This is a genomic window from Acetobacter sp. DmW_043, from assembly GCF_002153485.1.
GTDB lineage: Bacteria > Pseudomonadota > Alphaproteobacteria > Acetobacterales > Acetobacteraceae > Acetobacter > Acetobacter thailandicus.
This window is the reverse complement of record NZ_JOMN01000027.1, coordinates 173,475-197,118: the sequence shown is the minus strand read 5'-3', so window position 1 is coordinate 197,118 and position 23,644 is coordinate 173,475. Positions and strand designations below refer to the sequence as shown.

At 50.6% G+C, this 23,644-nt stretch carries 21 protein-coding genes; 10 read left to right on the top strand and 11 right to left on the bottom strand.

Translation table 11 applies throughout. The features are described 5' to 3' along the window. Positions 1 to 942: 942 nt before the first annotated feature. From HK11_RS09170 to spt, 3 genes are all read left to right on the top strand, one after another. Positions 943 to 2,700, top strand: coding sequence for a fatty acyl-AMP ligase (locus HK11_RS09170; protein WP_086555031.1), 1,758 nt, complete (start codon positions 943 to 945; stop codon positions 2,698 to 2,700). A gap of 111 nt (positions 2,701 to 2,811) precedes the next feature. Continuing rightward, positions 2,812 to 3,063, top strand: coding sequence for an acyl carrier protein (locus tag HK11_RS09165; protein WP_086555030.1), 252 nt, complete (start codon positions 2,812 to 2,814; stop codon positions 3,061 to 3,063). 6 nt (positions 3,064 to 3,069) lie between these two features. Then, complete coding sequence (spt, locus tag HK11_RS09160; RefSeq protein ID WP_086555029.1) at positions 3,070 to 4,269, top strand: serine palmitoyltransferase; 1,200 nt, start codon at positions 3,070 to 3,072, stop codon at positions 4,267 to 4,269. 3 nt (positions 4,270 to 4,272) lie between these two features. Here the strand turns inward: spt and HK11_RS09155 are convergent, their stop codons facing one another. Next, complete coding sequence (locus HK11_RS09155) at positions 4,273 to 5,229, bottom strand: hypothetical protein (RefSeq protein WP_233133404.1); 957 nt, start codon at positions 5,227 to 5,229, stop codon at positions 4,273 to 4,275. Positions 5,230 to 5,231: 2 nt separating this feature from the next. Further along, a complete protein-coding gene (locus tag HK11_RS09150) occupies positions 5,232 to 6,227 on the bottom strand; it encodes a diacylglycerol kinase family protein (protein WP_233133403.1) in 996 nt (331 codons plus the stop codon). Positions 6,228 to 6,711: 484 nt separating this feature from the next. On the opposite strand from HK11_RS09150, the gene HK11_RS09145 reads away from it, so the two are divergent. Genes HK11_RS09145 through HK11_RS09130 form a run of 4 tightly spaced genes read left to right on the top strand, consistent with a single transcriptional unit; the run spans position 6,712 to position 10,527 of the window. Then, positions 6,712 to 7,860 carry an LptF/LptG family permease gene (locus HK11_RS09145; protein ID WP_233127764.1) on the top strand — a complete coding sequence of 383 codons (1,149 nt, stop codon included), beginning with the start codon at positions 6,712 to 6,714 and terminating at the stop codon, positions 7,858 to 7,860. 50 nt (positions 7,861 to 7,910) lie between these two features. Next, positions 7,911 to 8,951, top strand: a complete 1,041-nt coding sequence (locus HK11_RS09140; RefSeq protein WP_086555058.1) for an LptF/LptG family permease — start codon at positions 7,911 to 7,913, stop codon at positions 8,949 to 8,951. Beyond that, positions 8,948 to 9,751 carry a sterol desaturase family protein gene (locus HK11_RS09135; RefSeq protein ID WP_086555025.1) on the top strand — a complete coding sequence of 268 codons (804 nt, stop codon included), beginning with the start codon at positions 8,948 to 8,950 and terminating at the stop codon, positions 9,749 to 9,751. The genes HK11_RS09140 and HK11_RS09135 overlap by 4 nt, the downstream gene beginning before the upstream one ends. Next, entirely contained in the window at positions 9,748 to 10,527 is a 780-nt protein-coding gene (locus tag HK11_RS09130; protein ID WP_086555024.1) for a nucleotidyltransferase family protein, read from the top strand. The genes HK11_RS09135 and HK11_RS09130 overlap by 4 nt, the downstream gene beginning before the upstream one ends. A 29-nt stretch (positions 10,528 to 10,556) precedes the next feature. Here the strand turns inward: HK11_RS09130 and HK11_RS09125 are convergent, their stop codons facing one another. Further along, positions 10,557 to 11,240: an HAD hydrolase-like protein gene (locus tag HK11_RS09125; protein WP_086555023.1), complete on the bottom strand. Its 684-nt coding sequence runs from the start codon at positions 11,238 to 11,240 to the stop codon at positions 10,557 to 10,559. 112 nt (positions 11,241 to 11,352) lie between these two features. Here HK11_RS09125 and glmU point away from each other — a divergent pair, with 112 nt between their 5' ends. Both glmU and glmS read left to right on the top strand, forming a co-directional pair. Continuing rightward, complete coding sequence (gene glmU / locus HK11_RS09120) at positions 11,353 to 12,705, top strand: bifunctional UDP-N-acetylglucosamine diphosphorylase/glucosamine-1-phosphate N-acetyltransferase GlmU (RefSeq protein ID WP_086555022.1); 1,353 nt, start codon at positions 11,353 to 11,355, stop codon at positions 12,703 to 12,705. Further along, positions 12,705 to 14,528 carry a glutamine--fructose-6-phosphate transaminase (isomerizing) gene (glmS, locus tag HK11_RS09115; RefSeq protein ID WP_086555021.1) on the top strand — a complete coding sequence of 608 codons (1,824 nt, stop codon included), beginning with the start codon at positions 12,705 to 12,707 and terminating at the stop codon, positions 14,526 to 14,528. The genes glmU and glmS overlap by 1 nt, the downstream gene beginning before the upstream one ends. 52 nt (positions 14,529 to 14,580) lie before the next feature. Here the strand turns inward: glmS and HK11_RS09110 are convergent, their stop codons facing one another. Both HK11_RS09110 and HK11_RS09105 read right to left on the bottom strand, forming a co-directional pair. Continuing rightward, a complete protein-coding gene (locus HK11_RS09110) occupies positions 14,581 to 15,405 on the bottom strand; it encodes a DUF3108 domain-containing protein (RefSeq protein ID WP_086555020.1) in 825 nt (274 codons plus the stop codon). 67 nt (positions 15,406 to 15,472) lie between these two features. Next, the gene (locus tag HK11_RS09105) at positions 15,473 to 16,270 is read right to left on the bottom strand and encodes an IclR family transcriptional regulator (RefSeq protein ID WP_194299611.1); all 798 of its coding nucleotides are present in this window, start codon (positions 16,268 to 16,270) and stop codon (positions 15,473 to 15,475) included. 240 nt (positions 16,271 to 16,510) lie between these two features. Here HK11_RS09105 and HK11_RS09100 point away from each other — a divergent pair, with 240 nt between their 5' ends. After that, positions 16,511 to 16,996 carry a glutathione peroxidase gene (locus tag HK11_RS09100; RefSeq protein WP_086555019.1) on the top strand — a complete coding sequence of 162 codons (486 nt, stop codon included), beginning with the start codon at positions 16,511 to 16,513 and terminating at the stop codon, positions 16,994 to 16,996. Between the two features lie 27 nt (positions 16,997 to 17,023). On the opposite strand, the gene HK11_RS09095 is transcribed toward HK11_RS09100, so the two are convergent. The 6 genes from HK11_RS09095 to HK11_RS09070 form a co-directional block, all read right to left on the bottom strand. Continuing rightward, the gene (locus tag HK11_RS09095) at positions 17,024 to 17,707 is read right to left on the bottom strand and encodes an ABC transporter ATP-binding protein (RefSeq protein ID WP_086555018.1); all 684 of its coding nucleotides are present in this window, start codon (positions 17,705 to 17,707) and stop codon (positions 17,024 to 17,026) included. After that, positions 17,700 to 18,950: a lipoprotein-releasing ABC transporter permease subunit gene (locus tag HK11_RS09090; RefSeq protein ID WP_086555017.1), complete on the bottom strand. Its 1,251-nt coding sequence runs from the start codon at positions 18,948 to 18,950 to the stop codon at positions 17,700 to 17,702. The genes HK11_RS09095 and HK11_RS09090 overlap by 8 nt, the downstream gene beginning before the upstream one ends. Further along, positions 18,950 to 20,269 (bottom strand): proline--tRNA ligase, encoded by a 1,320-nt coding sequence (gene proS, locus HK11_RS09085; protein ID WP_086555016.1) that lies wholly within the window; start codon positions 20,267 to 20,269, stop codon positions 18,950 to 18,952. The genes HK11_RS09090 and proS overlap by 1 nt, the downstream gene beginning before the upstream one ends. A 148-nt stretch (positions 20,270 to 20,417) precedes the next feature. Next, the gene (locus tag HK11_RS09080; RefSeq protein ID WP_086555015.1) at positions 20,418 to 22,064 is read right to left on the bottom strand and encodes a ribonuclease J; all 1,647 of its coding nucleotides are present in this window, start codon (positions 22,062 to 22,064) and stop codon (positions 20,418 to 20,420) included. 14 nt (positions 22,065 to 22,078) lie between these two features. After that, positions 22,079 to 22,885, bottom strand: coding sequence for a type III pantothenate kinase (locus HK11_RS09075; RefSeq protein WP_086555014.1), 807 nt, complete (start codon positions 22,883 to 22,885; stop codon positions 22,079 to 22,081). Then, the gene (locus tag HK11_RS09070; RefSeq protein ID WP_086555013.1) at positions 22,869 to 23,633 is read right to left on the bottom strand and encodes a biotin--[acetyl-CoA-carboxylase] ligase; all 765 of its coding nucleotides are present in this window, start codon (positions 23,631 to 23,633) and stop codon (positions 22,869 to 22,871) included. Before HK11_RS09070 ends, HK11_RS09075 begins: the two co-directional genes overlap by 17 nt. Between the last annotated feature and the right edge of the window lie 11 nt (positions 23,634 to 23,644).

Genomic DNA, 23,644 nt, shown 5'->3' with positions numbered 1-23,644 from the left:
CCTTCTACAGACACAAAACCGTAACGTCAATCATAAAAATTAAAAAAATCATGAAAATTTCAAATTCTTATTTTTTCTATATTTTTCAATGAGTTGCCTTCGTTTCATCAGATGAGGCCGCCGCCTTAGTGTCTTTGGCCACATATTCGCCACGCTGATAAAGCAGGCCGCCCGTTCAAAGCGCATAATGAGTGATGCGAAGCTTCTCAAAGCACACCGGACAACCTCTCCTCTGGCTTTAAAGGGAGTGAACAGGCACCAAAGCGGGCTAAACTCAAAACTTCACGTTGTGTGCGGTGATCAGGAGCTGCGGAGAGCTTTTATCGGTTAAAGGATCAGATCAGTAACGTCAGAAGAGCGGATGTTCTGCAGGCAGCTCTTGCCGACAAGACAAAAGAGCTATCGGAGGCAGAGGCTATGACAGCAATAAAACTACATAGCCTTTCGTAACCCAGACTATCACCACCTTCTACGTCTCAAAAAGAGTCCTGAGCCAGGTTATTGCCCCTCCCCCGCCTCTTTAATGGGAAAGTGTTTTACGAAAAGCTAATTTTGAGTTGCATCGTAAGAAAGCAGATGTCAGGCTCCTCCCACATTAATATAAGGCATAAAAAAATACTTCTTTAATAATACGATGAGTGACCTCAAAATTTCGCTCCAGAACTGATTATCTGACTTTCACAAGCGTGCGTATGTTTTTCTTAACCGATGAAAAATTCTTCAGATTTGAGAAGAAAATCTATATATTACAATGCATTAAATGATATTCTCCCTTGTGAAGTTTCATAAAAAATTCTTATTGGGCCAGCATTTTACGAACATGATACTTTCGTAAAATCACAAAAAGACTATATAGGCCTCACGTTCGATCTTACAGGAAGCGGACTACGCCCCTTATGTCAGGGGTGATTTACCAGTTAATTTTCTTCGAATGGCCAACTGATGACCCTGATGAACTCTGCACCTTCACTCCACAATGATGAATCGTTGCAGCCGGTTCCTTCCAGTTCTGGCCAGCCACGTCGGTATGGAGATTTTCCTACCTTCCCAGCCGCACTTGACTATGCAGCTCAGGGGGAAGCAGGCCTCAATATATACTCAGGCAAAGGCTTACTGCTGGAAGCCCTGCCCTATAAGAAATTGCGCAACCAGGCTGTTCAGACCGCTCAGCGCCTTTTAGGAACAGGCCTGAAACCTGGCGACAAAGTCGCTATTATCGCTGACAGCGATGGTGATTTTGCCCGTATTTTCTTTGGATGTCAGTATGCCGGGCTTGTTGCTGCCCCGCTTCCCCTGCCCGTTGCATTTGCAGGTAAAGAAGCATACCTGGCGACACTCCGCGGCATGATCAGCAGCGCTGAAGCCAAAGCTGTTATTATACCAGATGTCATTGCTGACTGGACCAGTGATATTATCGGCGGTCTCGATCTGGTTTTTGCCGGTTCACCGACTGAACTCTTCGACCGTCCGGCTTTTGACACAGCCTTACCTGAAATTGAAACCGAAGCTCTTTCTTATCTTCAGTTTTCCTCAGGCAGCACCCGTTTCCCTATGGGAGTTTGTGTCAGTCAGCGTTCTGGTATGGCAAATGCTATGTCTATCGCACGTGATGGCCTCCAGGTGCGCCAGACCGGCGATCGCTGTGTTTCATGGCTTCCGCTTTATCATGATATGGGCCTGGTAGGCTTCTTTCTCACGCCTATGACCTGTCAGCTTACTGTTGATCTGCTGCCAACGCGCGAGTTTGCACGCCGGCCTCACGTCTGGCTTGACCTGATCAGCCGTAACCGCGGCACGTTGTCTTACAGTCCGTCATTCGGTTATGAGCTTTGCGCACGTCGTGCTCCCGCAGCCGGGCTCGACCTCTCAAGCTGGCGTGTTGCTGGAATTGGCGGCGATATGATTCGTCCGCACGTACTGGCTGAATTTGCGGAGTGTTTTGCCCCTGCCGGCTTTGACGCACACTCATTTGAAGCCAGCTACGGCATGGCAGAGACGACTCTGGCTATCAGTTTTGCTCCACTTGGCACTGGCATCGAAACCGATACCATTGACCTGGATATTCTTGAAAGCGAGGGTGTCGCCACTCCTCCGACACATACCAGCACCACAACACGAACCTTCGTGTTGTGTGGCAGAGTATTGCCCGGGCACGCAATGGAAGTACGCGACCAGAACGGAGAAGCTCTGCCAGACCGTAAAGTGGGCACCATCTTTGTTCACGGCCCTAGCCTGATGGATGGTTATTACCGCCACCCTGAAGAAACAAGAAACGTTCTTGATGAGCAGAAATGGCTTAATACCGGTGACCTTGGCTATATGCTTAACGGGCAGGTTGTTGTTACCGGGCGCGCCAAAGACCTGATTATCATTAACGCACGTAATATCTGGCCTCAGGATCTGGAGTGGTCGGCAGAAACTCATCTGCAGGCTCTGCGTAGCAATGATGTTGCGGTCTTTGCCGTTGAAAAAGATAATAAAGAGCACATTGTCGCCCTCATCCAGTGCCGCGCAACAGACCCGGAAAAACGTGCAGCTCTTCAGTCCGAAGCTGTCAGCCTTTTCCGCAGGCTCCACGGACTTGATGTTGCCGTCACCCTGGTGCCCCCACGGGCTCTGCCACAGACATCATCCGGCAAACTGACCCGTGCCAAAGCACGCACGATGTTTCTCAACGGAGAATTCACACCTCAGCAATAGCCTTTTACAAACGGTGCGCAGCTGATATAACCCGCCTTGTTTCTCTGAATGTTACCGCGCGCAGACAAGCAGGTTGCGTCCGTTCTTTCGTTTTCTAAGGATAATTCGACTATGAGCGAAACAGTTGATAGCGTTTCAGCACTTATCATTCAGAAGCTGCTCGATAACCCTAAAGTGCCACGTGACATCAACGGCGATTGTAAGATCATGGAAGATCTCGCCTTTGATTCGCTTGCCGTTATGAATTTCGTCATGGAAATCGAAGATACGCTCGACGTCTCTGTTCCCCTGGATAAGCTGGCAGACGTAAGAACTGTCGATGACCTTGCTAAGTGCATCGTTGACCTGCAAAATAAAGGCTGAGCGTAAATGTCTTCTATTTTTGCCAAATTCAGCGGCACTGCCAGCGCCCTTGGCGGCCTGATAGAAAGCGGTGGCCGTAACCCGTTTGGCGTGGTCATCGAGAAAGTTGTATCTTCAACTGTTGGCGTGATCGAAAATCGTGAAACGTTACTGTTTGGCACGAATAACTATCTCGGTCTTAGTCAGTCACAAAACGCTGTTAAAGCTGCACAGGATGCTGCTGCGAAATATGGTGTTGGCACTACGGGTTCACGCATTGCCAACGGCACGCAGTCTCTTCATCGTCAGCTCGAGGTGCAGATAGCCTCCCATTTCAACCGCCGTGATGCCATGGTTTTTTCAACCGGATATCAGGCAAATCTGGGTATTATCTCGGCTCTGGCTGGCAAAGAAGACTACCTGCTGCTAGATGCCGACAGTCATGCCAGTATCTATGATGGCAGCCGTCTGAGCACTGCTCAGGTTATTCGCTTTCGTCATAACGACCCTGATGATCTTCATAAACGTCTCAAACGCCTCGAAGGAACACCAGGAGCAAAACTGGTTGTTGTAGAAGGCATCTATTCAATGACCGGCAACATTGCCCCGGTTGCTGAATTTGCTGCTGTTAAGCGTGAAACTGATTCTTACCTTCTGGTTGATGAAGCACACTCTTTTGGCGTTATCGGTGAAAACGGCCTTGGCGTCGCGGAAGCTGCCGGCGTTGAGAAAGATGTCGATTTTATTGCCGGAACATTCTCTAAAAGCCTTGGTACCGTTGGCGGCTACTGCGTATCAGACCACCCTGAGATGGATCTTATTCGCGTAAACTGCCGCCCTTACATGTTCACGGCCTCTCTGCCCCCTGAAGTCATTGCCGCAACCATGACGGCTCTTGATGAGATGAAGGCACATCCTGAATTGCGTACCCAGCTGATGGACAATGCAAAACGTCTGCATGGCGGCCTGCATCGTATCGGCCTGAATGCAAGTAAACAGGTTAGCCCTGTCGTAGCCGTAACCCTGGAAACACTGGGCCAGGCTATTACAATGTGGAACCGGCTGCTTGAGGAAGGCGTGTATGTAAACCTTTCTCTGCCACCTGCCACGCCTGACAACCGTCCATTACTGCGTTGCTCTGTTATGGCAACACATACTCCGGCTCAGATTGATAAAGCTCTTGAGGTTTTTGCATCTGTTGCCAGGGAATGTTCAGTGCTCTCCTGAGCACTACGAGCGGACATTCCTCTGAAATGCACCCTTCTGCCACAGGCGTATCAGCAACGGTACGCCACAAATCAGAGGGTGCTTTTCCATAAATGGTGTAAGCGGCACTTTTATACCGCTGTGGCGCTCAATTTTCCACGCAGCGTAACGTGCTCCGCCAGTAAATGTAAAAGCTGCCTTTATAAGCCTGGCGATATTAAGCGGTTTACCAAAAGCGGTTCTTAGCCGCCATTTTTGCTCAAGCTTATGCCGCTCCTGCGCTGAGAAACAGGGTGAAAGCCCCTCACCTGCCTGTGTAAACTTAACACCTGCAGCCTCCCAGCATGGCACGAGCAATTCGGCATAACGCCTGGGGTATGTCTCAACAATACCAGCACCACGGCTGGCTTTTTCAACACGTAATTCTGTCTGATACGTTTTCTGGTACAGAGCTTTCCAGAAACTCAGGGCATCCCCACCATGAACAGGCCCCATAAAAGCGGCCCAGCGCGACGCTGTGACAACAGCACGCGTTATACATGTACAAACAGCAGATTCAGCCTGTTTATCTCTTACCCACACCAGCCTGACAGGCTGCGAAAAACGTGCCCATACTGTTGTATCCAGCGTTGAAAAACCAGTTTGGTGCCGAAGCTGAGCCAGCGTAACAAAAGCAATTTTTGCCCTGAGCATACGGCCCGCTACAGGAATTTCATGATATTCAACATTAGGAGGCAGTATGGCATTACCAGACCTGGCCAGAAAAGATCGCGGCCAGTCTGCCTGACGATTGAGAACGATATAAAAATCAAGCAGCGTGTCGTCCTGGATCCCCCCTCTTAAACCTGATCCATAAAATATGACCGCGAGAGGGTTACCCTGCTTAACGAGGCTCTGAACAAACCTGCTCACTTCCTCCGGGACAGGTTCAGAAAGCTCCTGCTTGATATAATCAGGCAACCCTGAGACGTTCTGCCTCACTTTCAGTCGTCCTTTTTGCTGAACTGAAGAAAAGAAACTTCTGGTCCTGCCTCAATTTCAAAACCTCCCTCCGGAGAGGTTTGCAGAATTTCTCCGTCCAGAACCAGTAACGGCTCTCCTCTGAGTGAGATTTTATCAGCCAGACCACTGTTATATGACGGGCTCTGACGGATCCATGAAGGAATACGATTACGCAACAGGTTAAACACTGCTGTCGTCAGACGTTCAGGATGTGCTGCAACATCGAGATAAACTACCCCCTGCTCAGCCGAATCTGATCTTTGCCAGAATGGCCAGACACCATGAGGGAAGCGGCGAAGCGCCGTAAACAACATCAGAAAATGTCTTTTGCTTTCTGCTGGCACGCCATCAAGCGTGACATCAACAGCTGAACCATCGAGCCATTTTTTACGTGAATGAGGCGCCAGTAACTTTAATACTGTGAGTAAAAATGCGCAGATAACAGCCGCTTCATGGGAGAAGGTTTTAAGAAATCCAGGGCGATGAGCTATTTCGATACCGCGTGTAAAAGCACCCAGCCCTCCGAAAAAACCAAGGACGGAAACATGAGAGCCATCCGGCCACGAAACCACCAGAGGGCGCCTGCGCACAACTGAGCATTTATTCATCTGCCCCTGAGCGAGGAGTGCAAGCTGCTTTAATGCTGCCTCACCTCTCAGGCCAAAACCCACATCCTCTGCGACCAGGTTTGTATTGCCTGATGGCAAAACAATAAGAACAGGCCATTCCTCTTTCGGCCAGCCTGATGCATGCATTACGCTCAGCACCTTACTGACTGTACCATCTCCGCCATCGACAATCAGATATTTGATTTTACGCGGAGCAATATCTGCCAGAGCTGCAACTAAAGCGGCTTCTGTCTCAGGGGCACAGAACAGCAGATCTGGTAAAGCACGCAGCACGTCAGAAGCACTCAGCCCTGTCTTTACGTTGCGTCTGCTCTGAGGATTGTGGATTAACGCGAAACTACAAGGCACATAAATTCTCATACATTCACAGAATGAACACCGATGCCTTATGCCTCGGCTGGAGACGGTGGTATAGTCTGAGTTGTCACTCTTGTCACATGCTGTTTACACAAATGCATTACGCATTACGCTGCTGCTCTCTGCACTTACGTCTTTCTGCGTCACGATTATGTCTCAATCCTGTGCATTAACGCAGGTGTATAACCTCCCTGCTTTGTCACCAGTACACAAAGCCGGAAAAAGACCAGAAGAGGTCATCTGTTTTGCTGCGCCACTATAGCTTTCAGACAGTATGTCGTATTATATAGCCTACTCCTCTAACGATCTCAGAGCCGGAGTTAAGAACGCAAGAGCCTGAGGGCCGCACCAAAGCGGCGCAACACTACAACTATTCGTTTCATGCCGTTCCTTTTTTTTCCTGATCGACGTAAGATCTCTCATGCTCTCATTGCCGTTCGTACATAAGATAAAAGCACATCTGCGGCCAACTACGATGGACCGCTATCTGATTACTCAGACACTGCCTCCTTTTTTTCTGGCTCTGTCGGTTGTTATGATCGCGCTGCTTCTTGAGCGTTTACTCGCTTTGTTCAACCTTCTTGCCGCAGGTAACAATCATCTTTTTACCTTTCTGGGACTGCTGACAACTCTCACCCCTCATTATCTGGGGCTGGCCATACCGGCTGCACTCTGCGTCAGTGTCTTCACCGTTGTACGACGCATGAGCCAGAATGAGGAGATTGATGCGATAAACAGCAGCGGCATGTCTTTGATTCGCCTGACACGCCCTCTTATGCAACTGGGCCTGCTCCTTGGGTGTATATCCTTTTTACTTTATGGCTTTATCCAGCCATATGCGCGCTACGATTTTCGTCAGTCGCTCTATATTGCCAGTCATACCGGGTGGGCACCTCGTCTTCAGTCTGGTGTTTTTGCCAGTCCCTCTCCCAATATTACCATTGTCGCAGACCATGTTGATCTTGCCGGGTCGCGACTAAAAAAAGTTTTCATCAGAGATATGTCAGGCCATAAAGAAAGAGATATTACTGCCAAAAATGGACAGATCCGCCTGACAACGAATGATGATTCTGTGGAAATTGACTTGCAGGATGGTGAAATCCTGACAATTCCGGAAACAGGAGCGCCAACCCTGACAACGTTCGATCATGCAACACGTCTGCTGGTTGAAGCGTCTCACATATCTCCGTTCCGCAAACGAGGCGACGATGAGCGGGAGCTGACATCACATGAACTTATTCGTCATATGGTCAGGCAGGATACGCAGATACCCTTCTCAAGCCTGCGCGCAGAACTTCATTTCAGGCTGGCACGCAGTATAACCATCCCCTTCATTCCGGCTCTTGCTGCTGCTCTGGCTATCGTACGCAAACGTCAGCGCAATACCAGTGGTCTGATTATTGCCTTCCTGATACTTGTGGGTTTTGACCATATTCTGCAGTTTGGTCACAGTCTTGTAGACACAAAAAATGCTTCCCCTTACTTAATGACGTGGCTGCCCTCATTTTTGTTTATTATCGGCTGCTCAGCCCTTCTGGCTTCAAAGTCAGGCCTGCTGCTCACAGCAAAAGCACTCTGGTTTCGTAAACCTGAAGCTTCCGCACCACTGAAAGAACAGCCGTGAGCAAAATCGAACGTAATAATCGATTTGTGCTGCTGCGCTATCTTTCGGGAATGCTACTCTCCCGCGTTCTGATATGTGCTGCCGCACTGGTCGGCCTGCTTGAAATTCTGGCCCTGCTGGAACAGACCACTCCTATTCTGCAGAGACATCTTGGTATTTCAGGTATCCTTACCTACGCAGGTATGCGACTACCGTTTTTACTCTCCAGCACACTCCCTCTCAGCGTGCTCATCGGCAGTCTCCTGACACTGACGCAAATGACTCTCTCGAGCGAGATGGCTATTCTTCAGGCATCCGGCCTGTCGATGATTGGTCTGTATAAAAATCTTATACCCGCGGTTCTTATCGTCGGCGTTCTTGGCATCGCGCTTGATGACCAGATAACACCCCGGTCGGAGCAGGCTCTTACCGCATGGTGGAATCGTACTAACCCGCACCCTGAGGACGGACATTTTTTCTGGTTTCGTGGAAAAGACACATTAACCCGCGTCTCTTATGTCGCTGATGGCGGCAATGCATTACAGGGAATCGATATCTACTCACGCACTCCGCAGGGTTTGTTACAATATGTGACACATGCAAAAAATGCTGATTATACCCACGTAACTGGCTGGACGCTGAGGCACATAACCCGCGTTGAAGTAAAAGCCACGACAGCTGTGACTTTACCCGAACAGCCTGAGCAAACATGGGATATCCCATTGCTGCCTAAAGATTTTATCAGACTCTCCGTTAGTAACCCACCTCTCTCATCAGGCACAATTCTTGGCATGTTACGCGGCCGTCTGCCGTCAGATGCCAGCCCCGGTTATTTGCAGGGCGGGTTGCTGGAGCGCTTTTTAAGGCCGATGACTTTGCTCGTATTACTGTTAATTACGATGCCGGTTATCCATATTCCCCCACGGACGGGAATAAGAAGCTGGACACCAGTGTGGTGTCTTGCCTCCGGGTTACTGTTCGTAATTTTACAGGGCTTATTACGCGCCATGGGGAATGCTGGTCTTTTACCCCCTCCGGTCGCAACTATACCCGGACTGATTATTTTTACACTGGGAGCTATGACAGCTCTTCTGAGGAATGAAACAAAATGAGTGGAACGCTAAACAATGCGAGCCTGAGAACAGGTCGTAGCTTTGATCTGGGGAAAATGAACCTCAGGCAGCTCTGGATAGCTTATCTGACTTACCCTACCATTCTTCTGTATTTTGCACTGATCATCGCAAATGTCGCGATTTCAGCACATTTCTTTGCAGGCTGGCTACACACACTATGTGCCGTTGTTGCTGTCATGCTGGTTTACCCCGTGGTGTGGTATCTGCTTCATCGCTTTGTTCTGCACGGGCGGGTACTTTATAAAATTCGTGCAACATCAGCATTGTGGAAACGTATCCACTTTGATCACCATCAGGACCCTCATCTGCTCGATGTTCTGTTTGGCTCCCCTATGACCACGCTGCCGACCATTGCTATCATTACCATTCCTATCGGATATATGATTGGTAGCTGGGGATGCTCAGCCGCTGCATTTGGTGCCGGCATTACCATAACCTGCATTTATGAGTTTTTTCACTGCATTCAGCATCTGAACTATAAACCCCGGGCCGCCTGGATTCAGCGTATGAAAGCCTATCATGTGCTGCACCATTTTCATGATGAAGATGGTAATTTCGGCATCACAAGCTACGTTGTCGATCGTGTTATGGGCAGCTTCTATCTTGATGCAAAAGCACGCCCGCGCAGCCCGACTGTGTTTAATCTTGGCTATGACCTTCAGGAAGCGAAGCATTATCCCTGGGTGATGGACCTGACAGGCTCCCCTCCCCGTGACCGCCCCGATGGTGCCCGCCCCAAAACCGAAAAAAACGATAGTAACCGCCGGAATGCGGCATGAGTGCTGATACTGCTAAAATCTGCGCACTCATTCTGGCCGGCACACGGCCAGGGGTGGCTGACCCTATGGCACAGGCTGCCGGAGTGTCGCACAAAGCGATACTGCCAGTTGATGGCATCCCCATGATTTCACGCGTTATCAGCACATTACGCAATACTCCCGAGGTGGGACGCATTGTTGTCTGTATTGATAATGCTGATGTGCTGAAAGAGGTTGTGCTCCCGGATACGGATATTATCGCCGCCCGTCCTGAAGGACCAAGTGCCAGCGTAATGGCCGGCCTCAGAGAACTGGGGGCTCCTTTACTCGTGACCACAGCGGATAATGCGTTGCTGCGCCCTGAATGGATAACGGAATTTCTCAACAAAGCCAGTCCGGCAGCTGATCTTTCAGTCGCCGTTGCCGCGAAAGACAATGTCCTGCGGGATGTTCCGCTCACAAAGCGTACTTTTATTCACCTGTCAGACTTGTCTTTTTCAGGCTGCAATCTGTTTCTCTTACGCTCCGGCCGCTCTGCGAATATCGTAAAGCTGTGGCAACACATAGAGAAAAACCGCAAACATCCCCTCCGCATTGCCTGGCTTTTAGGTGTTTTCACTCTTATACGCGCGCTGTGCAAACAGCTTAGCCGGGCGGCTTTATATGCCCGTCTGAAAAAAATGACCGGTGCACAGGCTGAGCTTGTCTGCCTTAATGATGGCAGAGCTGCCGTCGATGTCGACAAACCAGCCGACCTGATACTGACAGAGCGGCTTCTGCGCGAGAGCAGACCCTGACTTTAGCAGGGCCTGCTGGCGTCAGATTTTTAAACTGATCCGGCCAGCAGCTGCTCTGCCGCTTTGGGCACATCGTGCATATCAGCTACCTGCATGTCAGCCATTTCTGCAAGTTCCGGGCCGCCATAACCCCATGCAGCAAATAAAGAGCGACAACCGGCACTACGGGCGGCAATCAGATCTGGTGACATATCGCCTATCATCACACTCTGCTCCGGCGTGCCATCAGCCTTTTTAATTGTACCGAGCAAATGGACCGGATCAGGCTTTCTGGCTGGAAAACTATCTCCACCTCCGACACAACTAAACAACTCGAACAAACCAAACCGCTCCAGAATAGCCAGAGCAGCGACCTCAGGTTTATTGGTGCACACAGCCAGACGCCAGCCCTGAGCACGCATGGTTTTCAGCGTTTCTTCAGTTCCGGGGAAAAGGCGGGAATACCGTGTTGCCCGTGGAGTATAAAACTCCATAAAACGCTCACAGGCCTCTGCAGGGCTGATCGAACCGACATCAGCTCCTTTTCTGAGTGCCGATGCAAGCAGACGCTCAACAAGAGCTGCTACGCCGTTACCAATCATTGCGCGCACCTCTGTGTCAGTGACCTCAGGAAAGCTGTAAGAAGAGAGGAGCTGACGAGCGCAGTCTGCCAGGTCAGGTAATGAATCGATCAGGGTGCCATCCATATCAAACACCGCAAGTTTTACAGACATGACTCCTCCAGTTCTTTTAAATACCCTATAAGGAGAATGTCATAACTATGACTTTGTCAAAACACGTTCTGAGTTTGACAGAACGCTGAGGTTAGCCTACCGGAATCCTGTCATGACATCATCTTCCTCCCCCCGTCCCGCTACCGCTGTTCTGCTCGCTGCAGGGCGTGGAACCCGCATGCAGTCCTCCCGTCCAAAAGCCATGCAAAGGCTTGCCGGCCGCCCGATGCTGGCACACCTGATCGACAGTGCTGCCCGGGTTTTTGACAAACTTGTTGTCGTTGTCGGCCCTGACATGCCTGAGGTTGAACAGCTGGCCGCACCACATGCCGTTATTGTACAAAACGAACGGCTTGGCACCGCACACGCAGCACTGCAGGCAGAAGCCCTGTTTGGAGACGGTGATGTTGCCGTTCTTTATGCTGACAACCCCCTGATTTCCTCCGACACACTTTCCCGTCTGTTAACGGAAAGCCGCAAATCTGATACAGGCCTTGCCCTGCTGGCTATGCGCCCTGCTCAACCCGGGCGTTATGGCCGCGTTATCACATCAGCTCAGTCTCACAACGTGCAGAAAATTGTCGAGTGGGCCGATGCAACACCAGAGGAACGTGCTGTTAACCTGTGCAACGCAGGTGTGCTCTGTGCAAAGGCGCAGGATTTTCGTCGCTGGCTGAAAGAGGTTAAAAATACAAATGCGAAACAGGAATATTACCTGACAGATGTTGTCGGGCTTGCCGTCAGGGAGGGTGTCTCTGTCAAAAGCGTCGAGGCAGCTGAAAGTGAGCTTCGTGGCATTAACTCCCGCGCTGAACTGGCTGAAGCTGAAGCCGCACTGCAGCAACGTCTGAGACTGCATGCCATGGAGAAGGGTGTCACGCTTGTCGCACCTGAAACTGTTTTCCTCTGCACAGATACTGTTCTTGAAGCTGATGTGCTGATTGAACCCAATGTTGTGTTTGGCCCGGGTGTGACCGTGCGCAGCGGCGCCGAGATCCGCGCATTCAGTCATCTGGAGGGATGCGAAGTACAGTCCGCCGCTATTGTTGGTCCTTATGCCCGCCTGCGCCCCGGAGCACAGATTGGCGAAGAGGCACATATCGGCAACTTTGTCGAAATCAAAAATTCTGTGATTGGCAAAGGCAGCAAAGCAAACCACCTGACTTATCTTGGTGACACCTCTGTTGGCACGCGCACCAATATCGGAGCTGGTACCATTACCTGCAACTATGATGGTGCCTCCAAACATAAAACGACTATTGGTGATGATGTGTTTGTTGGCTCTAACGCGATACTGGTAGCTCCGCTCACTGTCGGGTCTGATTCTTTAATCGCTGCCGGCAGCACAATCACAAACGATATTCCACCCGACGCCCTGGCACTGGCACGTGCAAAACAGGTCAATAAACCCGGGCTTGGAAAAAAACTGAAAACCGCTTTAAAAAATAAAAAAGGAAATGGCTGATGTGCGGAATATGCGGTGTTACTGGTCTCCGACATGCCACCCCGATTGTTTTCGAAGGTCTGAGACGGCTTGAATATCGCGGATATGATTCTGCGGGTATCGCCACCCTGGTTGACGGAAAAATAAGTCGGCGGCGCGCAGCTGGTAAACTCGACAATCTGGGCCTTCTGCTTGAAGAAAAACCTCTTGCCGGCACTACAGGCATTGGCCACACCCGCTGGGCCACGCATGGTGCGCCGACAACATCAAACGCCCACCCCCATGGCACAGACCGGGTTGCCATCGTGCATAACGGAATCATCGAGAATTTCGAAACGCTGCGCCACGAGCTTGAAGCCGAAGGTGTTGTTTTTGAAACAGAAACTGACAGTGAAACAATAGCTCGGCTCATCGACTTATATTTATCACAGGGGCACACCCCGAAAGAATCTGTGCTTAAAAGCCTGAAACGCCTTGAAGGGGCGTATGCCATTGCTGTCATTTTTGCAGAACATGACGGCCTGATGATTGGTGCCTGCCATAGCGCACCCCTCGCAGTGGGCTATGGTGATGACGAGATGTTTCTGGGCTCTGACTCTCTTGCCCTGGCACCTCTGACCCGCCGTATCACTTACATGCAGGATGGGGATTGCGTTGTCATTACCCCCGCCGGCGCACAATTTATGACCTTTGACGGAGAGCCGGTCGAGCGTGAAGAAAAAATTGCGGCTCTGACCTCAGGCGCAATTGGCAAAGACGGTTATCAGCACTTCATGGAAAAAGAACTCCATGAACACCCGCTGGTTATTGGTCAGACCCTGCAGCGTATGATTGACCCGGCCACACGCCAGGTTGTTTTGCCTGAGCTGCCCTGCAACCTGGCTGAAGTGCCCCGTGCGGTTATGACAGCATGTGGCTCTGCCTTCTATGCGGCTATGGTTGGCCGTTTCTGGCTTGAGAGCGTTGCCCGCCTGCCCGTTGACATCGATATTGCCAGCGAGCTGCGCTACCGCGACCCTCCCCTCACAAAAGGCTCTCTGGGATTACTGATTTCTCAGTCAGGTGAGACGGCAGATACCCTGGCCGCCCTGCGCACTCTGCGTCAGAACTCAGCGCATATCCTGTCAGTGCTTAATGTTGAGCACAGCACCATGGCCCGTGAGAGTGATGCTGTTCTTGGCACCGCAGCCGGCCCGGAGATTTCTGTCGCCTCAACAAAAGCGTTTACAGCTCAGCTCACCGTACTGGCCTGCCTGACCATTGCTGTAGCCCGCAGTCGTGGCACGCTGGATGCCGCCGGAGAAGAAGAGCTGGTAACAGCCCTGCTTGACCTGCCCAGCCGTGCAGCTGACGCCCTGGCTCAGGCTGATGCCATACGCTCAATGGCCAGAATTATCGCTGATGCCAGCAATGTTTTATATCTGGGCCGGGGTAGTATGTTCCCTGTTGCTATGGAGGGTGCCTTAAAACTTAAGGAGATCTCCTACATACACGCCGAAGCCTATGCCGCCGGTGAAATGAAACACGGTCCGATCTCACTGATTGACAACACCGTGCCGATTGTTGCCAGCGCACCTTTCACGCCATTATTTGATAAAACACTGTCAAACCTGCAGGAAGCAAAAGCACGGGGCGGACGCCTGCTTGTGTTTACTGACACAAAAGGAGCTGAACGAGTCTCAGCAATTGCGGAACAAATGGTTGTTCTGCCGCATGTGCATGATTTTACAGCGCCTGTAGTGCAGACTATTCCTGTACAGATGCTGGCTTATGAAGTTGCCGTGCTCAGAGGGACAGACGTCGATCAGCCTCGTAACCTGGCAAAGTCTGTTACTGTGGAATAATTACAAAAGGCAGAGAAAATTTTCTTTTCTCTGCCTTCCCTGTCAGCGGGAGTCAGGGCTGATATTTAGGTGTTTTATTCAGCAACATATTAATTTGCCCCATTGTTGCAGTCGTCAGCTCAAAACGAATGGCAACAAGCCCCATATTATCAATCTGTTCAAACCAGATACTGCCTGCCTGGGGCTTTTCCAGTTCTCCGGGGTTACCATCGTCTTTAAAGCTTTTAATAACCTGCCAGCTAAAATCACAGCGCAGTGCGGTCTTCCCCCAGCGAAATGGCCCGGCAGATGGAATTTTTTGTTCTCCTGCTGTACGCGCGGTAAATATGCTCAGATGACGGGTGCCATCAAAAATCCTGTTACTGCTATCGCAACGATGCGTCGCCCTGACCTGATGAAGTAACTGTATAAGCATAGACATCGCGTCAAGCGCACCTTTACGCTGCTTCGCTGACGGAAGTTCTTTAGCCGGGTTCGGAGACTGCAACTCAGGTATTTTATTTTTATAAATAATGTTTTTCGTGTCAGCCTTGTCACTGGTTTCACGATGCATCTCAAAAGTTTCAGGCTCAGCAGCCATACCGACGAAGCGTCCGCGTGCCTTCATCAGCATATCTGTTTTCATAAACCAGCTTAGAAAACCTGAAGTTTTCATATGCATATCAATACTGTACTGCTCGCTGCCCAGTGCATAAGACGTATTAACATTCAGTACATGCATACCATGAACAAACACATGGTAACTCAGTGTCATTTTTTCAGACTGCGACCATGCAGACTGCGGATCAGAAAAGCCGAGTGCTATGCTCAGACCGGCAACTGCCATCCATTTTTTATGGCTCCGACATCCGGTAAGCACACTCTTTTTAAAAATCATCAACACTCTCCAGGAGACGCATTAAAAAAGCGCGCCTGTGAACAGAGCGTCAGACCCGAACGCCCCTTCAGGCCGCAGAAACGGACCTGTATCCCAGACGCTTAGAAACCGCCTGTGCAAGAGCCATAGCGCGGTTACCCAGCGATGCTATGTCATAACGCCCTACTTCAGCCTGCAACAGGCTGATGCCAAGCCCCGCCACGACATGCCCCGAGTAATCCCTTACAACTGCTCCGGCACACCACAACCCTTCGTAAACATTTTCACTATCGACAGCATAGCCTCGCTCCCGAATTACGGCAATTTCACGGACAAGACCGGTCACAGAACATACACTTTTTGACGTCAGCGGCTCAGGCCAGGCAGAAGCCGGGTATAACGTAAGCCACTCCCTGAATGAAGTATCATCCATTTCGGCCAGGATCGCGCTCCCTGTGGCTGTAAAAATTGCCGGCAGGCGCATCCCGACCCGAAAAGACGCACTCAGCCCGGTCTGACTGCTGCGGCAGGCTACGTACACCACTTCCATCCCCTCCAGCAGAGTCAGGGTGATGGTAAATGAATCCAGCCCGGAAAACCCGTCAAGTGCATGATAAAACTCTGCGACAAGATCACGCTTTTCGGCAGCTCCGCCAACCCACTCAAGCAAACGTGTTCCGATACGATAACCGTGATTAACGGTCTTTTCCAGCAGTCCAAGCTCAACCATGACAGCCAGAAGCCCGTGGGTTGTACTCCTTGGCAAACCAAGCTGACGGGCCACATCTGCCGCTAAAGGCGGGTGTGATGCTCCCCTCACCATATCCAGAACGCGAACAGCCCTGCGTAGAGCCGGAACAGAATCAGCCTGTTTTGTCACAACCATTTTTATTTTCCTTATTGACAAAAAAGGCCGATGCCCTCATTGTTCCAAATACGGGATTAAGTTCAATATAATGAACAAAAATAATGAACGCAATCTTTTAGAAAACTACGTGCGGAAGTCAGAAGAAGAACCCGAAAAGGGCCTCTGATTTCCGCATAGTTTTCCCATCCTGTTTCTCCTGCGCATATGTTAGAGTCTCTCTCGTATATCCTGCCTAAGCTATTAATAGAGATTTTTCTAATGACAACAGTGTACGATTTTACTTTGCCTGCTTTAGACGGCGGCACTCTGGATCTGGCAGCTTATAAAGGGCGCCCTTTACTGATTACCAACACAGCATCACAATGCGGCTTTACACCACAATATGAAGGCTTACAGGCTATCTGGTCCCAGTTTAAAAAAACCGGCCTGGTGGTTATTGGCATCCCATGCAACGACTTTGGTCAGCAGGAACCAGGCACGTCTGCCGAGATCAGCACGTTTTGTCATAAAAACTACGGGGTCAGTTTTCCTATGGCGGCACGCAGCTCTGTAAAAGGGAATACTGCCATTCCTCTTTTTACATGGCTGACGAAAGAACTCGGTTTTTTTGCACAGCCAAGATGGAATTTTTATAAATATATCTTTGACAAACAAGGGCAGCCAGCAGCCTGGTTCAGCAGCATTACGCCACCCACAGCTAACCGCACCAGAAAAGCGATTGAAAAAGTCGTCTGCAGCTACTGATCAGATAAATGCGATGACCACATTGTGTCATCGCTCTGCAATAAGCCCGTCACGCAGCGTAATAACCTTGTCCATACGCGACAGAAGCTCTTCATTATGCGTGGCAATTAATGCTGCCAGCCCCTGCTCTCTGACGGCCTGTGTCAGTTCTTCAAAAACGCGATCGGCAGTATTAACGTCAAGATTACCTGTTGGCTCATCAGCCAGCAATAAAGACGGTTTATTTGCCAGTGCACGGGCAATGGCCACACGCTGCTGCTCGCCACCGGATAACTTACCTGGCAGATGACTGACACGATGGGACAACCCAAACAGATTAAGAAGTTCTTTTGCCTGAAAACGGGCCTCATTTTTATGCACACCGGCAATCATCTGCGGCAGCATCACATTCTCTAACGCTGTAAATTCACCCAGCAGATGATGAAACTGATAAACAAAGCCAATACGGTCACGGCGTAACGCTGTACGCTGGCGCTCAGTAATGCCGCTGGCTTTTTGTCCGCAAATTTCTATCTCACCCTTGTCCGGTGTATCAAGCAGACCAGCCAGGTGTAACAGCGTTGATTTACCCGTACCTGACGGTGCCACCAGAGCGACCAGCTGCCCTTTTTCAAGCATAAAATCAGCGCCCTGTAACACAGGGAGAGCGTTTACCTCCCCCCTGTTATAGACTTTCGTTATGCCCGACAGACGCAGAACAATATTATTCATGACGCAAAGCCTCTACCGGGTCGGTTCGTGCCGCACGCCAGGACGGATAAAGTGTAGCGAGAAGAGAGAGCACCAGAGCCATAATCATGACCTCAGCCACCTGCCCCCATATAAGCCGGGCTGGCAGGCGGGTCAGAAAATAAACTTCAGGATTAAACAGGTTCGTACCGCTCAGAGACTGTAAAAACTGACGGATACGCTCGATATTAAGCGAAAATACAACCCCGAGCGCAGTACCCGCGAGTGTACCTGTAACCCCCACAGAGGCACCACACATCAGAAAAATACGCATAATTGCGCCACGGCTGGCACCAATGGTGCGCAGCACGGCGATGTCTCGTGTTTTATCTTTTACCATCATGATCAGTGACGAAATCACGTTAAATGCTGCAACCAGAATAATCAAAGTCAGAATAAGAAACATCACATTCTGCTCGACCTGTACCGCACCAAACAATGCATTGTTAGCATTTGTCCAGTCCAGCACGCGCAGACCATTAGGGTCGCCCACAGCATTCACAATCTGATGCGTAACACTACGAATATTCTGTGCGTCTTTTACCATCACCTGAATCTGGGTGATCTGATCGGGCATTTTGAAGTAAACCTGCGCTGCATGCAGGGGCATAAACACATAACCTGAGTTATAATCGTTCACACCCGCATCAAAAATAGCAACAACATGGTAAGTTCTGATACGTGGCACGGTGCCAAAAGCCGTAGCCGCCCCTTCGGGGGAAATCAGCGTAACCGGCGAGCCAATATAAAGACCAGCTTTTGAAGCCAGTGACACACCAACGATAACAGCGTCAGGCCCCTCAAATTTATCGAGAGAACCTGCGATAAGAGAGGAACTGACATCTTTAAGGTCAGTCAGCCCCTGTTTTGTCATGCCATGCACAATGGCACCACTATTAAACTGCCCGGAACTAATCAGCACCTGCCCTTCGATCAGAGGGGTAGCGCTTGTGACATCCGGAACAGTTTTAACGCGTTTAACAACCTCTTCATACTGGCTGATTGTCCGGCCAGATCCGTAAACTGTCAGGTCACCGTTCAGCCCGAGAATCCGATCCATCAGCTCAGACTGAAAGCCGTTCATAACGGCCATAACAATAATAAGAGTCGCCACCCCGAGCGCGATGCCAATCAGCGAAAAAATAGCGATAACAGAGACAAAGCGCTCTCCACGCCTTGCACGCAGATAACGCCCTGCGACAGCGCGCTCAAAGGGGCCAAACATTATGCGCCTGCCAGAACCAGAGACAGAGCTTCATCAACCGTCAGGTCATGACGCTCGCCCGTCGCGCGACGTTTAAGCTCAACACGTCCTTCTTTCGCGCTGCGTGGCCCGACAATAATCTGCCACGGGTGCCCCATCAGGTCAGCATTAGCAAATTTGGTACCTGCACGGTCTGACGTGTCATCATACAGAAAATCTTCTGTATTTTTGTTATAGATGCCTTCACATACCGCGTCACAGGTTTCATCACCCGCTTTCAGGTTAATGATAACAGCTTTAAACGGTGCGACAGCGTCAGGCCAGATAATGCCGTTATCGTCGTGGCTGGCTTCAATAATCGCACCAACCAGACGTGACACACCAATACCATAAGAACCCATTTCAGGATAAAGACGTTCACCATCAGCACCCACCACGCTGACATCCATTGCTTTGGTATATTTATTACCAAAATGGAAAATATGACCGACTTCAACACCACGTCCTTCACGACGGCGTTCCTCAGGCACTTCCTCCCAGGCAGTCGTATCATGCATCTCGTCAGTTGCGGCATAAGGTGTTGTGACACGTTTATAAAATGTCTCAAGCGCTGCCGGATCAGTCACATCAACCGGGGTATCAAGCCAGTCCTGCCCCTCAAGGGCTGCATCATAGAAAACACCGCTCTCACCCGTTGGTGCCAGAATAAGGAATTCGTGGCTTAGTTCACCGCCGATCGGCCCGGTATCAGCGCGCATTGGCACGGCTCTTACACCAAGACGCTGAAAAGTACGCAGGTAAGCCAGCATCATACGCTGGTAGCTGGCAACGGCAGCCTCATAATTCAGATCAAAGCTGTAAGCATCTTTCATCAGAAATTCACGACCGCGCATAACGCCAAAACGTGGCCTGACCTCATCACGGAATTTCCACTGAATATGATACAGGGTCTGAGGCAGCTCTTTATATGAATTAATGATCTGACCAAAAATATCAGTAATCATCTCTTCATTTGTCGGTCCGTAGAGTAGATCTCTCTTATGGCGGTCCTGAATGCGCAGCATTTCAGGGCCATAAGCATCATAACGCCCGGAGCGTTTCCACAGATCAGCGGACTGCAGAGTCGGCATCAGTACTTCCTGAGCACCAACGCTATCCTGCTCTTCACGTACGATCTGACTGATATTACGTAAAATTTTCAAACCAGCCGGAAGCCAGGCATAAATGCCTGAAGCTGTCTGACGAATAAGACCCGAACGGAGCATCAGACGATGCGAGACAATCTGTGCCTCTGCCGGATTTTCTTTAAATGTCGGGAGAAAACTGCGCGAAAGACGCATAATAAGACCCAGCCCTGTTGAACAAAGCAGCCCTTTCAGGCTGCTGAAAAAATTACAATGCTCTGTGCGCTACGGCGCGACACCTGTAAAGCGATGCTTTCGCCTCCAGGTGTTATTTTTTTTGATGATGCGCGGGAGAAAACGCCTGTCACACCCGTAAAACATGTACATCAACAAGCGGACGCTTTTGCAGTTTACGCCCTAAAGCGCGACGCAAAGCCGTTTTTGCTGCATCACAAAATGCCTTATCATCATTACGCAGTTCATCAGGTATCATATCAATCGCGCTGGCAAACTCTTCGCACACGCGAACACTTTCCTGATCATCAGCGTCGAGCAGACCCGGGGCGCTGACCTTGGGCTCACCAATAACAAACCCCTCGTCATCAATCGCCACACTGGCAATGATAATACCGTTAAACAGCATTTTACGACGGGCCGCGAGAACACCACCATCCATCGGCAGAAGACGGCCACCATCAAGAGCAAGACGACCACTGGGAGCCGTATCAACAACCTCGACTTTTTCTGGCGCAAGTCGCAGCACATCCCCGTCCTCGAGCAGCACAGGTGTAATATTCTTATCCTGAGCCAGAGCAGCATGCGCTGTCAGATGCCGCCACTCACCATGCACCGGCACAGCATAACGTGGCCGCACCAGGTCATACATCATGCTGACATCATCACCTGTTGCATGACCTGAAACATGCACAAAATGCTCTTTATCAGTAATAACCCGGACACCACGGCGTGACAGATTATCCTGCACGGCCATAATCGCGCGTTCATTACCCGGAATCATACGGCTTGAATAAATAACCGTATCTCCCTCACCCAGTGACACACTGGGGTGTACATCCATCGATATACGAGAAAGAGCTGAACGCGGCTCACCCTGACTGCCTGTGATAATCATAACGACCTGATCGTCAGGCAGGTCATTTACCTCCTGCTCTGTCAGGAAAGGCAGCACACCGGAAAGATAACCGCAGTCACGCGCAGCAACATCAAGGTTACGCAAAGAACGCCCGACCAGAACGACTGTGCGACCCGCTGCCTGCGCAGCCATGGCAATGCTTTCAACGCGTGCAACGTTTGACGCAAAGCAGGTGACCGCCACACGGCCTTTCAGACTGGCAATAAGAGACGTCATGCTGCGACGGACCTCAGCCTCTGACTGAGACGGACCTGAGCTCATCACGTTAGTGCTGTCACACACCAGAGCGAGGACACCCTCATCACCCACCTCTTTCAGGCGGGCGATATCGGTTGGCGGGCCAACCAGAGGTGTCGGGTCAAGCTTCCAGTCACCTGTGTGAACGATTACCCCTGAAGGTGTACGCAGCACAACAGCCTGAGCCTCAGGTACAGAATGCGTGACCGGTATAAATTCAAGATCGAAAGACCCCACCTCAAAACGTCCCCCACAGGGAATGACGTGAATGGGTACATCCTGCAAAATACGCGCTTCACCCAGTTTGCGGCGCAAAACAGCACCTGCAAAAGGCGTCACATAAACCGGGCACTCAAGCAAAGGCCATAAATGGGCAACTGCACCAATATGATCTTCATGAGCGTGAGTAATGATCAGACCTGCAAGCTGGTCACGTCGTTCGGCAATAAACACCGGATCAGGAACCAGAATTTCTGCTTCAGGTGTATCATTACCACTAAAACCAATACCGCAATCTATCGCAAGCCAGGTTTCACCCTGACGATAAAGATTGAGGTTCATGCCAATCTCGCCTGTTCCGCCTAATGGCAGAAAGGCCAGATCGCCGTTCTGTTCTGTCATTCGTATAGTTATCCTTAAGCTAAACTGTCTTTTTCAGTGATAAAACGAGGCAGAGCATTACGCTCTGCCAATATTCGCAACCCATTCAGGGTCAGCATTGAATCAACATGGTCAAAGACCTTCGTTCCTTCTGAGAAGAGCGGAGCCAGACCACCGGTCGCGAGCACTTTCATTGGCTGCCCGACTTCCCGCCTGATCCTCTCAACGATCCCCTCAATTAATCCCAGATACCCCCAGAACACGCCTGACCTCATAGCCGAAACCGTATTCCGCCCTACAACCGTCTCTCCAACCGGCCTGCCGACCCCGATGCGGGGCAGACGGGCTGCTGCCTTATGCAATGCCTCAACTGACAAATTAATACCAGGAGCGATAACACCACCGCAATAATTACCTTCACCATCAACAACATCAAATGTTGTCGCAGTACCAAAATCAATCACAGTCAGGGGGCCGCCATAATAGTGATGTGCGGCCAGACTGTTGAGCAAACGGTCGACCCCGACCTCCTCGGGGGTATCCATCTTAACTTCTATACCCCAGTTGAGCTCTACAGATGCGAGAAGAGGCTCCACAGAAAACCACTGACGACACAACGCCCGCAGATGGTATAAAGCAGCAGGAACAACCGTACCGATAACTGCCCCGTTAATATCCTCTCTGGCAATGCCGCTCATGCTCAATAACGTCAAAAGCCAGACGGCATACTCGTCAGAAGTCCGCTGTGAACTTGTCGTAATGCGCCAGCTACCCCGCCATGCTGCGCCGTCATACACCGCAAACACAACATTGGTATTCCCTGCATCAATAACCAGTAACACGATCAGTCTCCTGTGATAGCAGAAGCACTTCGCCAGCGGCAATTTTTTTTATGCCCTGCCCGGTTTCAAGTAACAAACGCCCGTCGGGTTCAAGCCCTATAAACCGGCCCTGTTCATTCAATGATTCATTTCTGACAGTCAGCACAGTTCCTACCGGATGAGCTCTGCTTTGCCACTCGTGACATAAAACTGCAAAACCCTGCTGTGCCCAGACATCAAGCCAGCGATGGATTTGCTTTAACAAAGCCTCAGCCAGTGCTTCAGCACCGACCTCTGCATAGCCGTCAAGTGAGGCAACCTGCCGGCCAATGTCATGCTGAGACGGAGGAGCATGAAGATTGGCACCAAAACCTATGACCATCGCACTCCCCTCATATTCGAGCAGAATGCCACCAAGTTTTTTCCCTGCCAGAAGAATATCATTCGGCCATTTAATAAGAAGGTCAGCGCGCGCAGCCGGTGCAACATCAGCCAGTGCATCATAAAAAGCCAGAGAGGCCAGGAAAGGCCAGCACCCAAGCTGCAGATCAGATGTGACGGAGGCAGGATCAAGCAAAACCGAAAGAGCAAGACTACGCCCTGCATCCACCCACGAGCGGCCACGGCTGCCGCGGGCTTTTGTCTGATGATGGGCCAGCAGAGCCAGACCAGGAGCGGCCCCTGCCCGGGCGCGCTCCTTACATACATCAGAAGTTGAAGTCAGCTCATCATAACATTCCAGGCGCCATGGCGGACAAACCAGCTTCATTCCACTCTCTT

Bases quoted from the DNA above. Each gene is read 5' to 3' on its own strand.
- HK11_RS09110 (WP_086555020.1), bottom strand. From the start codon at position 15,405: ATGATTTTTAAAAAGAGTGTGCTTACCGGATGTCGGAGCCATAAAAAA.
- glmS (WP_086555021.1), top strand. From the start codon at position 12,705: ATGTGCGGAATATGCGGTGTTACTGGTCTCCGACATGCCACCCCGATT.
- HK11_RS09070 (WP_086555013.1), bottom strand. From the start codon at position 23,633: ATGAAGCTGGTTTGTCCGCCATGGCGCCTGGAATGTTATGATGAGCTG.
- proS (WP_086555016.1), bottom strand. From the start codon at position 20,269: ATGCGTCTTTCGCGCAGTTTTCTCCCGACATTTAAAGAAAATCCGGCA.
- spt (WP_086555029.1), top strand. From the start codon at position 3,070: ATGTCTTCTATTTTTGCCAAATTCAGCGGCACTGCCAGCGCCCTTGGC.
- HK11_RS09125 (WP_086555023.1), bottom strand. From the start codon at position 11,240: ATGTCTGTAAAACTTGCGGTGTTTGATATGGATGGCACCCTGATCGAT.
- HK11_RS09095 (WP_086555018.1), bottom strand. From the start codon at position 17,707: ATGAATAATATTGTTCTGCGTCTGTCGGGCATAACGAAAGTCTATAAC.
- HK11_RS09145 (WP_233127764.1), top strand. From the start codon at position 6,712: ATGGACCGCTATCTGATTACTCAGACACTGCCTCCTTTTTTTCTGGCT.
- HK11_RS09130 (WP_086555024.1), top strand. From the start codon at position 9,748: ATGAGTGCTGATACTGCTAAAATCTGCGCACTCATTCTGGCCGGCACA.
- HK11_RS09100 (WP_086555019.1), top strand. From the start codon at position 16,511: ATGACAACAGTGTACGATTTTACTTTGCCTGCTTTAGACGGCGGCACT.
- HK11_RS09105 (WP_194299611.1), bottom strand. From the start codon at position 16,270: ATGGTTGTGACAAAACAGGCTGATTCTGTTCCGGCTCTACGCAGGGCT.
- HK11_RS09170 (WP_086555031.1), top strand. From the start codon at position 943: ATGACCCTGATGAACTCTGCACCTTCACTCCACAATGATGAATCGTTG.
- HK11_RS09135 (WP_086555025.1), top strand. From the start codon at position 8,948: ATGAGTGGAACGCTAAACAATGCGAGCCTGAGAACAGGTCGTAGCTTT.
- HK11_RS09080 (WP_086555015.1), bottom strand. From the start codon at position 22,064: ATGACAGAACAGAACGGCGATCTGGCCTTTCTGCCATTAGGCGGAACA.
- HK11_RS09090 (WP_086555017.1), bottom strand. From the start codon at position 18,950: ATGTTTGGCCCCTTTGAGCGCGCTGTCGCAGGGCGTTATCTGCGTGCA.
- HK11_RS09165 (WP_086555030.1), top strand. From the start codon at position 2,812: ATGAGCGAAACAGTTGATAGCGTTTCAGCACTTATCATTCAGAAGCTG.
- HK11_RS09140 (WP_086555058.1), top strand. From the start codon at position 7,911: ATGCTACTCTCCCGCGTTCTGATATGTGCTGCCGCACTGGTCGGCCTG.
- glmU (WP_086555022.1), top strand. From the start codon at position 11,353: ATGACATCATCTTCCTCCCCCCGTCCCGCTACCGCTGTTCTGCTCGCT.